Annotated in this window: 5 protein-coding genes; 1 reads left to right on the forward strand and 4 read right to left on the reverse strand. The window is 66.5% G+C overall.

What is annotated here, in order from left to right:
- Window positions 1-8: 8 nt before the first annotated feature.
- Window positions 9-3314, forward strand: a complete 3306-nt coding sequence (locus FHW83_RS30500; protein WP_218106372.1) for a DUF6250 domain-containing protein — start codon at window positions 9-11, stop codon at window positions 3312-3314.
- On the opposite strand, the gene FHW83_RS20285 is transcribed toward FHW83_RS30500, so the two are convergent.
- The 4 genes from FHW83_RS20285 to FHW83_RS20300 form a co-directional block, all read right to left on the reverse strand.
- On the reverse strand, window positions 3311-4225 hold the full coding sequence (locus FHW83_RS20285) for a diguanylate cyclase (RefSeq protein WP_176648168.1): 915 nt from the start codon (window positions 4223-4225) through the stop codon (window positions 3311-3313). The two genes, FHW83_RS30500 and FHW83_RS20285, sit on opposite strands and share 4 nt — an antisense overlap.
- Window positions 4222-7293 (reverse strand): hybrid sensor histidine kinase/response regulator, encoded by a 3072-nt coding sequence (locus tag FHW83_RS20290; RefSeq protein WP_176648169.1) that lies wholly within the window; start codon window positions 7291-7293, stop codon window positions 4222-4224. Before FHW83_RS20290 ends, FHW83_RS20285 begins: the two co-directional genes overlap by 4 nt.
- 4 nt (window positions 7294-7297) lie before the next feature.
- On the reverse strand, window positions 7298-9487 hold the full coding sequence (locus FHW83_RS20295; RefSeq protein ID WP_229224279.1) for a TonB-dependent receptor: 2190 nt from the start codon (window positions 9485-9487) through the stop codon (window positions 7298-7300).
- A 195-nt stretch (window positions 9488-9682) separates the two neighbouring features.
- Window positions 9683-12706, reverse strand: coding sequence for a sensor histidine kinase (locus FHW83_RS20300; protein ID WP_176648170.1), 3024 nt, complete (start codon window positions 12704-12706; stop codon window positions 9683-9685).
- Between the last annotated feature and the right edge of the window lies 1 nt (window position 12707).

A 12707-nucleotide genomic window follows, 5' to 3' on the forward strand; every position in this document is an offset into this window, starting at 1 on the left:
CCGCGGGCATGAGTGGAAAGCTCGACAGGCGGCAATTCTTCAAGTTCGCGGCGCTGCTGACAGGCGGCGCGGTTGCCGCCGCGCCGGCGAAAAGCGGCGCGCAGGATGGCGCTGATGCAGCTGATCCTGATTCGACGCGATTGCACTGGCTCGACGGCGCACCTGCGGATTTTAAGGGCGCGACTTGGGGCGTGCCTTGGGCGCAGGGGCGCGTGCCGGCGGATGCCGCGTTTGAATTACGCCCTGACGGCGCGGTGCGGAGTGGGGCGCTGAGCGTGCAGTCATGGCCGCTGGCTTATTGGCCCGATGGCACGCTGAAATGGTCGGCCCATGCGCTGCCGCCGGATGCGGCGGGAACATCGCCCGCCGCCGGCTACGAACTTCATCCGCTTATCGATAGCGCCAGGGTGCCGCCGTCCGGCAAGGCGTTGGCGGAACAGCGTGCTGACGCTATCGTTGTCGACACCGGCCTTCTGCGTTGCACGCTTGCCCGCACAGGCTCTGTGCTGGTGAAGTCCGCCCTGCGCGCGGATAAACCATTACTGCGCGACGGCCGCCTGGTACTGCTGGTGGACGGCGCGGCAGACGACGAAACGACAGCCGCCATTCGCCGCGCCTACGAGAGCCGCATCGAATCGGCCCGGCTGGAACAGAACGGGCCGCAGCGCGCGGTGGTGCGGGTCGACGGCACGCATCGCCATGCTGATGGCAAGACGCTGCTGCCGTTCACCGTGCGCCTGTATTTTTACAAAAACTCGGACGCCATCCGCATCGTGCATACACTGGTGTATGACGCGGACCCTGCTCAAGCTTTCATACGCGGTGTCGGCTTGCGCTTCGCCGTGCCGCTGGCGGGGGCGCTGTACGACCGCCATATCCGCTTCGTCGGCGCCAACGGCGGCGTGTTCGCGGAGGCGGTGCAAGGACTGACCGGATTGCGGCGCGACGCCGGCGCGGCCGCCGAAGCCCAACTACAAGGCAAGGCGGTACAGGCTTCCGCCATTCCGGCCAGTGTCGGCAAGAACCTGCGCTACGTTCCGGCCTTTGGCAACTACACGCTGCTGCAGGCGCACCCGGACGGCTACAGCATCACCAAGCGTACCGGCCGCCAGCAAGGAGCCATCCATGCCGCCAGCGGCGGACGCGCCTCGGGTACCGGTTACCTCGGCACGCCGGAGGGGGGCGTTGCCTTCGGCATCCGGAACTTCTGGCAGAGCTATCCAGGCCAGATCGATATTCGCGACGCCGAGACGAGTGTAGCCACCATCACACTCTGGCTCTGGGCACCGCAGGCGCCAGCCATGGACATGCGCTTCTACCATGACGGCATGGGGCAAACCGACTACGCCAGCCAGCGCGATGGCCTCGATATTACCTACGAAGACTATGAGCCGGCATTCGGCACACCCTACGGCGTGGCTCGCACCAGTGAGCTGGAACTGCAACTGCTGGCCGCCACGCCCGGCCACGAGGAACTGGCGGCCATCAGCCGCCGGATGCAAACGCCGCCACTGTTGACCGCGTCGCCGCAGCGCCTGTACAGCGTCGGCATCTTCAGCGAGTACTGGCATCCGGCCGCTGGGCAGCCCGGCAAGCTGGATAAGCAGCTCGCATGGGCGTTCGATTTCTACCGCAACCAGGTTGAGGACCGCCGCTGGTACGGCTACTGGGACTACGGCGATGTGATGCACACCTACGACCACCAGCGCCACGTATGGCGCTACGACGTAGGCGGCTTCGCCTGGGATAACTCGGAGCTCAGCACCGAGATCTGGCTGTGGCACTACTACTTGCATAGCGGCCGCGCCGATGCCTACCGCATGGCCGAGGCCATGACGCGCCACACCGGCGAGGTGGACGTGCACCACATCGGTCCATACAGCCCGCTCGGCACGCGGCATGGCGTGCAGCACTGGGGCGACAGCGCCAAGCAGTTGCGCGTATCCACCGCCATCAACCGCCGCTTCTTGTACTACCTGAGCGCCGACGAGCGCGTGGGCGATCTGCTGCGCGAGCAGGTGAACGCCGTGGAGCGCCTGCGCACCGTGATCCCGGGTCGCAAGATCGGCCAGACGGCGCCGGCCAGCGAGCCGGAGACCCACGCCAGCGTGGCCTTCGGCACGGACTGGGGGGCGGTGGCCGCCGCATGGTTCACGGAATGGGAGCGCACCGGCCAGCCGCAATACCGCGATAAGCTGTTGAATAGCATGGCCAGCATTGCCGCCCAACCGCTTGGCTTTCTCGCGGGCGGCGGCATCATGGACCTGCGCAGCGGCGCCTATCTGCCGGACCCGGATGCGAAAATCAGCATCTCACACCTGAGCGCCGTTTTCGGTTTGCCGGAAATCGCCAGCGAATTGATACGCACCGTGCCGCAACCTGCCTTCCGCGATGCCTGGCTGCGTTACTGCCGCCTGTACAACGCCAGCCCCGAGGAGCAAAAAGCCGAACTTGGACAAGACCTCGGCAAGCTGAATCTGGGACAGGGACATGCGCGCTTGTTGGCCTACCATGCGCTTCAGCAGCAGGACAGTGCCACGCTGGCGCGCGCGTGGGCGCAGTTCAACGAGGGCAGGGCGGGCTTGCGCGACAAGGATCTGGTGTCGCGTCGCGTCAAGCCGCCACTGGTGCTGAACGAGGTGGAAGAAGCCGCATCGCTCTCGACCAACGCGGTGGCGCAATGGGGGCTGGGCGCCATCGGCATGCTGGCCCTGGAGGCGCAGTTGGCTGACAGGGTGCTCGTCCGCGATGATTTTAAGCGCTTCGATCCGCTAACGTGGGCGGTGGAAGCGGAGGAGAAGGCGGCGCGTGTGTACACCGAGCGCGGCGTGCTGGTGCTCGATGCACAGCGCGGCCTCACTGTGTGGCTGCGGCGTCAGCTCATCGGGCACTATGAGATCAGCTTCACGCGCACCGTGCTGGCCGATGCACGCCTGTCGGACCTGAATTTCTTCTGGGAGGCGCAACTGCCGGCGGGTTTCACGCAATCGGGCAAACTGGAGGAATACGACAAGCTGCGGCTGTTCTACGCCGGCATAGGCGGCAACAACAACACGACCACGCGCTTCCGCCACTACGACGGCAGCGGCGAGCGCAGGCTGCTGCGGGAGTACACCGCGCCGGAATACCTGCTCAAGGCCGGGCGGCCGTACCAGATACGCATCGCGGTGGATGCGCGCGGCACGCGGCTGTACGTGGACAACAGCGAGATCTTCTCGGCGCCGGGACCACTGCTGGGCGGCGGCTACTTCGGCTTGCGCACCACGCAGTCGCGCCAGAAGGTGGAGCGTTTTGTGGTGACAAGGCTGCCTTAGGCAACCAGACGCCACTCCACGCGGTTGCGGCCCGACTTCTTGGCGTGATACAGCAGGTTGTCGGCTGCCGTGAACAATTCGGCGCTGGTTTCCGCCGCCGCGCTGTTCAGCGTCGCGCCGCCGGCGCTGACGGTCAGCATCGGCGCAACCGACGAGGCCTCGTGCGCGATCTGCAAATCCGCGATGGCGTCGCAGATGCAGGCCACCACCTGCTGCGCTTGCGCCGCGTCGGTATCGGGCAGCAGCAGCACCATCTCCTCGCCACCGTAGCGCGCCGCCAGGTCGGCCGGGCGGCGCAGGCCGGAAGCCGCGGTGCGGGCCACGGCGCGCAAGGCGCGGTCGCCGGCCGGGTGGCCGTAATGGTCGTTGTACTGCTTGAAGGCGTCGATATCGAGCAGCGCCAACGACAGCGGCCGGCCGCTGCGGCGGCTGCGCTGCCACTCGGCCTCGTAGACCTCATCGAAACGGCGGCGGTTGGCCAGCTCGGTCAGCCCATCGACGTGCGCCAGGTGCTCCAGCATGCGGCGCTGGCGCACCATCTGCAGGTGCATGGCCACGCGCGCCATCACCACGGTTTCATTGAACGGCTTGGAGATATAGTCGGCCGCGCCCATCTTCAGGCCATTGGCTTCATCCTCCGGCCGCCCAAGACCGGAAATGAAGATCACCGTGATGTGCGCGGTCTGCGCGTCCGCGCGCAGGCGGCGCAGCACCTCGTAGCCATCCATGTCCGGCATCACCACGTCCAGCAGGATCAGGTCCGGCAGGTGGCGCATGGCGCGCTCCAGCGTCTGCTCGCCGTTCTTCGCCAGCAGCACGGTGTGCTCGGGCTTGAGCAATTCGGCCAGCACTTGCCGGTTGACGATGTCGTCATCGGCCACGAGGACTTTTTGGGTTCCCGCAAAGTTCATGAGCTTACTTCCAGTTCGTTGTTCAGCGCCCGCGACAGGGCGCCCAGCGGCGCCAGCGCGGCGTGGTATTCGATATCGTCGACGGCGCGCTGGATCTGCGCTAGCAGGTCAGCATGGCGTAAGACCACCGGCAGCGCGCGTAGTTCCGCCAGCACGTCCTCGGCGCGGGCGTCATCGCTGCGCAGATAGGCTTCCAGCCGGGTGATGAGCAGATGGGCGTCGCTGTCGCGGTAGCGCACCGGCGCCGGCGGTTCGCCCAGTTGCGCCAGCCCGTTGACCACCACCTCCAGGCCGTCGGCCAGTTCGCCGGCCAGCAGGGCGATGCGGTCCAGCCGGTCGTTGCGCATGGCCTGTTCCAGCGCCTGGGCGTGCGCCGCCAGATGAAAGGCGCCGATGTAGGCGGCGGATGACTTCAGGTTGTGGGTCAGGCTGTACAGCACTTCGTGCTGGCCGCTGGCGATGGCTTCGCGCACGGTTTGCGCGGCTGGCTTGTACTCGTGAAGGAAACCGCGGATGCGCTTGTCCAGGCGACCGCGCTGGCGGTCCACGCTGTCCAGTGCCAGTTGCCAGTCGACGCCCGGGATCGACGGCAACGGCAAGCTGTGGCCGGCATGGTCGATCGGCGGCGGCGCCATTTGCATGGCGGCGCTGGCCTGCGCCCGGCGCGCCGCGAGGCGCGACGGCGGTATCCATTTGATCAGCGCGCGGAACAGCTGCTCCGGCACGATAGGCTTGGTGACGTGGTCGTTCATGCCGGCGGCGATGCTCTTGTCGCGGTCCCCCGCCATGGCGTAGGCGGTCATGGCGACAATGGGCAGGTGCTTGCAGCGCTCGATCGCGCGGATGCGGCGTGTGGCGGTGAGGCCGTCCATTTCGCGCATCTGGACGTCCATCAGCACCAGGTCGTAGTCGGTTTGCTCCACCATGTGCAGCGCCTCGCCGCCATGTTCCGCGACGTCGATCTGCATGCGGGCGGCGGACAGGAAGTCCAGCGCCACCTCGCGGTTGTTGGCGTTGTCCTCGACCAGCAGGATGCGTGCGCCGTCCAGCGCCGACAGGTCGCGCATCGCCAGGCCGGCGGTGTCCGAGCGGCGCAGTTCGCGCGCCGGCTGCTGCGGCGCCAGCGGCCAGTCCACCGGCGCGGCGTCCTTTTCCGCGATGCCGAGGCGGACGATGAAGCTGAAGCGGCTGCCGATACCCGGTGTGCTCATCACCTGGATGTCGCCGCCCATCAGTTCCACCAGCTGGCGCGAGATGCTCAGGCCAAGACCGGTGCCACCATACTTGCGGGTGGTGGTGGTGCCGGCCTGGTGGAACGACTGGAACAAGCTTTCGACCTGCGAGGGCCGCATGCCGATGCCGGTGTCGCTGACCGAGAAGCGCAGCGCGACGGTGTCCACGGTCTTGTCCATCAATTCCACCGCGACGATGATTTCACCGCGCTCGGTGAACTTGACGGCATTGCTGGTCAGGTTGATCAGCACCTGGCTTAGTCGCAGCGGATCGCCGATCAGGCGCGCCGGCACGTTGCCGTCCACCCGCATCTTCAGCTCCACGCGCGCGGCGTCGGATTTGATGACGGTCAGGCTGGAGAGATGGTCCAGCATTTCCTGCAGGTCGAACGGGGCCGACTCCAGCCGCAGCTTGCCGGCTTCGATCTTGGAGAAATCGAGGATGTCGTTGATGACCGCCAGCAGGTGCTCGCCGGCGCCCAGAATCTTGCCGAGGTAGTTTTGCAGCTTTGGGCTGGGCTCCGTCATCAGCGCCAGGCGGCTCATGCCGATGATGGCGTTCATCGGTGTGCGGATCTCGTGACTCATGTGGGCCAGGAATTCCGACTTGGTGCGCGTGGCTTCCTCGGCGCGCAGCATGGCGCTTTGCATGGCCTTGGTGCGCAGGCCGAGGATGCGGGTGAACAGCAGCATGTCGATCATGTTCCCGAACTGCAGCGCGTGCATGCTCCAGAAATTGGCGTCTACCTTGCCGCTGATAACCTGGCTCAGTATCGCCGACGAGGTGAAGCTGATGCCCCAGCCGATCAGGAAGTAAATGCCGACGGCATCGCCGCGCCGCGCGCGGAAATAGGCGCCCGGCAGGCCAAGCAGCATCGGCATCACGCCCAGCGTGCTGACGATGACGACCAGCGTTTCCACGCTCATGATGTCGGCCACGTAGGCGAGGGCGCTGACCACGCACAGCGCCGCGCCGCCCTTCATCAGGCGGCTGAAGATCAGGTCCTTGCCCGGCCGGGCCAGCGCCTGCTCGACGAACAGGTAGGCGCCGCACGACGCGGTGAGCGCAAACACGCCGCCGGCGTGGATGCTCATCCAGGCGTTCGCCTTCCACAGGTACTGGTTGCCCAGTCCGAAAAACTCCACCGAGAACAAGGTGGTGCCCAGTACCAGCAGCGCGAACTTGCCAAACAGCGGCTCGCGTAGCGTGACCCATTGCGCAAGGCTGTACAGCAGCAGGCATAGACTCAGGCCGGTGAGCAGCCCTTGCAGCATCTGTTCGTTGAGCGCGGCGCCATGGAAGGCGGCCGGCCGGGCGAGATTGATCGGCAGGATCATCGCGCCGATGTTTTGCACGCGCAGCAGGATCACCTGCTCGGCGCCCGGTGTCAGATGCAGCAGCGCGGCCGGCACGCGGCTGCGCGGCGCGCCGTCGGTATCGGCCTGCAGGTTGCCGATCACCTGGTGCTGGGCGAGCTTGCCGTCGGTGGCGACGTAGACGTCGATGCGGTTCAGCACCGCGTAGTCGATGCTCAGTATCCACTCGCCGTCGCTGTTGGACGGCACTGCCACCGGAATGCGCAGCCACATCACGTCCTTGTGCACGCCCAGTGTGGCGTAGGCGGAACTGGGCAAGGCGTAATGCTCGACCGCGGCCAGCGCCGCTTGCGGCGACATCTTGCCGTCCGCATCGGCCATGATCCTGACCACCGGCCATGCTTCAACCGCTTCCCGCTGCGCGCCCAGCACCAGCGGCCCGGAACCCGCCAACACCGCACATGGTGCCAGGGCCAGCGCGAGAATCAACAAAAGATGGCGGGTCAGGTTCTTCAGCATGGGATCAGAAGCGGTAATCCAGTCTCAGGTCCACCGTGCGCGGATCGCTCGGCGCCAGCATGCCGAAGCTGTCGATGTTGACCGGATGGACCTTGTTTTCGATGTTCTTCACGCGCGCCGTCAGGCCCCAGGCCGCGCCCCGCGGGCGGTAGCGCAAGGTGGCGTCGGTTTGCGTGTAGGACGGCACGCGGTACTGCAGCAGCTGCGCTGGCACGGCGATGATGTAGGACGCGCTGCGGCGTGCGCTGATGCCGGCGGCCAGCGCGCCGAAACCGCGTTCATAACCCAGCATCAGCGTGTTGGATGGCGAGCGGTCCAGCTTATTGCCGGCCCAATCATGGACGCCGTCCGGGCTATAGCGCGCATAGTGGGCGTCCAGCAGCGAGAATGCGTAATTGAAGCGGTCCTGGGCGGTGGGCGCGAACTGGCCCTCGGCTTCCAGTCCCTTGACGCTGGCCTCACCGGCGTTGCTGGTGACGAAGCGCGGCGCGCCGGCCACGATGGCGACGCTGGACAGCTGCAGGTTGTTGTAGTCGTACTTGAATACCGCCAGGTTCAGGCTCGCCTTGTTGTCCCACCAGCGCGTCTTGACGCCGGCTTCGTAGGAGCGCACGGTTTCCGGCTGGTAGACCAGCGCCGCCGCCGGCACCGCCAGCGCGGCCGGGCAGCCCAGGCCCAGTTGCGTCGAGCCTTCGCGGCAGCCGTCGTTGAAGCCGCCGGCCTTGTAGCCGGTGGAGACCGAGCCGTACACCAGCGTGGCCGGCGCCAGGTCGTAGTCCAGGCCGAGGCGCCACGTGGTCTGGTGCGTGCGCAGGGCGGCATCGTTCAGCAGCTTGAAATCGGTGGCCGGATTGAATGCCTCCGCCTGCTGGAAATTGGTGGAGCCGACGCGCGACTTGTCGTCATTGGTGGCGCGCGCGCCGGCGGTGGCGCGCAGCCGGTCGGTCACGCGGTAGGTGGCCTGTCCAAACAGCGCCTTGCTGGTCGAGATGGTCGGGCCATGGTCGAACACATAGTACGGCGGAAGACCGATCAGATCGAGGTCGCGGAAGGCGTACAGCTGCTTCGACGTTTCGCGGAAGTAGTACAGGCCCGCCTGCGCGCTGAGTGGGCCGTCGCCGTTGGTGGCCAGCCGCAGCTCGTGCGAATTCTGGCTGTAATCGCCCAGGAAGCTTTCGCGCACGTTGAGCGCAAGCGCCGGTTGCACGCGGTAGTAGAAGTTGGCCAGCTGGTCGTGATCGTAGTCGCGGTGCGAACCAAGGTAGTACATGGTGGCGGCGCCCAGGTCCCAGGTCAGATCGGCGCTGATGCCGGAGGTGTTCTTGTAGCTGTGGGCCTGTACCGGCGGCGCGATGGCGGCATTCGGCGCGACGAAGCCATAGGTCAGCCGCGCATGCGTGCCGCTGCCGTAAGGGACAGGGTTGCCGCTGGCGACGCCGTGGTAGAAATTGGTGTCGGGGACGTAGCTGTCGTTGTTGTCATCGACCTTGCTGCGGTCGTAGCGCAGCACCAGCGTGGCGTCGCGCGTGATTTTCAGCCTGGCCGACAGCCGCGCCGACTTGTCGTCGCGGTCCTTGCCCAGCTCACGGCCGTTGTGCAGGCCATTGATCAGGTAACTGTCATGCCTGTTCAAGGCCATGGCGGCGCGCAGCGACAGCATGTCGTTGACGGGGACGTTGACCATGGCGCTGACCTTGCGGCTGTTGTAGTTGCCGATTTCGGTGGCGATCCAAGCTTCGAAGCGGTTGATCGGCGCCTTCGAGATCACGCTGACCACGCCGGCGGTGGTGTTGCGGCCATACAGCGTACCTTGCGGGCCGCGCAGCACTTCCACGCGTTCCAGGTCGTAGAAGCTGCGGTTCTGCGCTTGCGGGCGCGCGATGTATGTCCCGTCCAGCAGGAAGGCGGCCGAGGGGTCGCCTTTCTCTGTGGTGTCGGCGTTGGAGACGCCGCGCATGGTGATGCGCAGACCATCGGTGGCGTAGTCCAGCTCCACGTTGGGCACGCGCGCGCCGATGGCGCCGGGTGTGTCGATGCCGGCGGCGTTCAACTGGTCGGCCGTCAGCGTGGTCATGGAGACCGGCGTTTTCGATTCGAGCGATGGCGATCGTTGCGCCGTCACGGTCACTTCCTGAATTTGCGCGCGCGCGGCACCTGCCAGCATCAGCGACAGCGCGATAGTCTTTTTCATCATTGCTATTTTTTAAACGGCCGTTGCGTTCGAGATGCAAAGCCTGAGAGTGTATCAGGTTGCCTTCCGAAGTCGTAGTTAATAAAGCAACTATATGGATAAAAGACTCACGCCCCGCTGGATGGCGTCGCAGTGAGACGCGCGAAACGCATCCGGTCCATGTAGGGTCGTAACAACAGTCGGCCGGCGGACCGTGCGTCAGGATAGGCGGCGTTGCCACCAGCGTTTGCCGCCGGCGTAGGCGACGCGCGCTGGCACGCCGAGGGTGACGCGCACGCCGCCTCCCGGCGCCTCGCCGATCTCCAGTTTGCCGCCGGCGCGCGCGGCGCGCTCGCGCATGCCGGTCAGGCCATAGTGCTTTGGTTTCGGCGCGGCGTCCTTCTGAATACCGATGCCGTCGTCCTCGACCTCCAGGATGAAGTGCTCGCGCTCATACATCACACGCAGCTGCACGCGCCGCGCGCTGGCGTGGTGGAAGGCGTTGCGCAGCGCCTCGCGGGCGATCTCGCACGCTTCTTCCGCCACCGTTTCACGCAGCTTGCGGCGCTGCCCGGTCACGGCGATGTCGAAGGCGATAGCCGGATGCGTCTCGCGCAACTGGCGGCCCGCCTCGGCGGCGGCGCTTTCCACGTCGTCCACGCGGCCGGTGCGCAGCTCGTACACCTGATCGCGCCCCTCGATAATGGTGTCGTTGGCCTGGTCGAGGATGGGCGCGAGCTTGCCGCGCGCCTCTTCCGGCAGGCCGAGCGAGACGGTGTCCAGGCGCAGTATCAGCGACTGCACGCTTTGCAGGAAGGTGTCGTGCAAGGTGCGGGCGATGCGTTCGCGTTCGGCCATGCGCACCACCATTTTCTCAGCCACGCGGCGCGTGGCCACGCGCAGCCGGTAAAGGTAGAGCAGGTAGAGCAGGCTGGCCGCCGCCAGCCCGCACAAGCCCTTGAACCAGATGGTCTGCACGAACTTCGGCGCGATCTCGAAATCCAGCCGTGCCTCCGCGCGGCCAGGCACGCCATCCTCGTTGAAGGCGCGGACGCGGAAGGTGTAGCTGCCCGGCGCCACGTTGGTGTAATAGGCCACGCGGCGACCGGCGGCATCCTGCCAGTCTTCATCGACGCCGGATAGCTGATATTCGAAGCGCATCGCTTCAGGCTTGCGCAAGCCGGGCGCCGTGAAGTGGATGTTGAAGTTTTGCGAACCTGGCGGCAGGCGCAGGCCCGGCGTGGCGCTTCGGCTGGTGTCGCCGATCTCCACCGCCAGCACCCGCGCCGCCGGCGCCACCGGGTTGTGGCGGATCTGGCCCGGCGACAGCCGCAGCACGGCCGACGTGGTCATGAACCACAATTGGCCCGACGGGTCGGCGTAGACGCTGGGCAGGCGGTTGTCCAGCATGGCCTGGCCCTCGTAGCCATCCAGCCTTCCGAGCAGTTCATAATCGAGCGGCAGATCCGGGTTGGCGATGGCGGCCTGCCAGGCGTCGCGGCGCACGTGCACCACGCCCTGGGCGCCGTTCAGCCAGCGGTCGCCGTTGGCGCTGACGGCCATGCCGGAGATATTGTTGAGTACTTCCGGCCGCATGGCCTTTAGCTTGCGAAAGCCCCGGCCGGTGAACAGCGCCAGTCCCTGGTCGCCGCCGACCAGGATGTCCTCGCGCGCATAAAGCATGGTGGCCAGGCCGATCGATCTGGCGTCGTAGGTGGTCAGCTTGCCGTTGTCGTTGAAGACAACGGTGCCGTCGCCGGTGGCGTGCCAGCGTTCGCCCGGATGGCGGCCGGCGATGCCGGTGAAGATGCGCGCCGGCAGGCTGAAGGCGCCGCGCGGCTGCCAGCGTCCATCGACGTAGCCCATCAAGCCGGTCTGCGCCGCGGCCATCCACAGCACCTTGCCGTCGTCGACCAGGCCGGCGACATCGAGATCCGCCGGTTTGCCGTCGCGTCCCGGCGGCAGCGGCAGGCGCGTGATCTGGCCGCGATAACGCCGTTCGATGTAACGCTTGCCGGCCATGAGCAACGCGCCGTCATGGCCATTCGCCAGCACGCTGTAGTGCTGCGGCGAGCGTTCGGGTTCGGCGTTGGGCGCCAGCCGCCAGGTCGCGCCATTGATGGCGTCGGACAGCCATACGCCGCCTTCGCTGTCGCCGGCCATGCTGAAGTTGCCGCTGGCTTGCGGCAGGCGCACCGGTATCAGGCTGTTTTCACGGAAGCGATCAAGCCCGCTTTGGGTGGCGATCCAGATATTGCCTTCCAAGTCCTCCAGCAGCGTGTTGGTCGCGCGCGAGGTCATGGGGAGGTGTGTGTCCGCCCGGTCGGAGGCGTCGCGCACCGTCACCAGCGGGCCCTCGGCGCGCGCGCCGGCCTTCGCCACGCGGCATAACAGTTCGGGGCAGTTGCGCGTCCATAGGTTGCCGTCACGGTCGAACTGCGCGTGCACGCGCGACTCGTACGAATTGAACGAGGGCAGCCGGGGCAAGAGCTGCCGCTGGCCGGCGGGCACGGTGGCCTGCCACGGCAGCGGCCACAATTGCCGGTCGTCGACGGTCCACAGCCGTCCATCCGGCGATTGCAGCATGGTGTGCTGATTGCGCTGGGCGTACACCAGTGTGAACTTGCCGCTGGCGCGATCGAGCCGGTAAGCGCCATCGTCGAACAGCGACCATACCTGCCCGTACTGGTCGAGCAGCACGGTACGTGGCTGGCCTTGCGGCAGGCCTTGTTCCGCGCCTTGCTTGCGCAGCTGTCCCTGCGTGTAGAGATGCAGCCCGGTGGCGCTGGCGATCCAGACGCCACCGTCGTTATCCGGCGCCACCGTTTCGATGCTGCCGAGCGGGCTATCGAGCGGCACCGGGCTTTCCATCTGGCCGTTCTTGCGCAGCACGGACAAGCCGCCGACGGAAAAACTGATCCACAGGTCGCCGTTGGGGGCTGCGCGCAGCAGCGCCACGCGCAGCTTGGCGATCTCGCTGCCGGCCGGCATGGGGTAGCGTTCGAAGCGCACGCCGTCAAAGCGATACAGCCCGCTGGAACTGCCCAGCCACAGCCAGCCATCGGGCGTTTGCGCCATCGCCTTGATTTCGGCGGGGGCGCCATCACGCGTGCTCCAGCTGGCGTGATGGTAATCGCGCAGGCCGATATCCGGATTGAGGGCGAAGGCGGGGAGGCACAGGGCCAGCGCTGCGGTCAGCGCAACCAGGGCACGCGAGCGCAGGCCGGTGGTCGATACAAGCATC

Source organism: Duganella sp. SG902 (assembly GCF_013376005.1).
Taxonomy (GTDB): domain Bacteria; phylum Pseudomonadota; class Gammaproteobacteria; order Burkholderiales; family Burkholderiaceae_D; genus Rugamonas.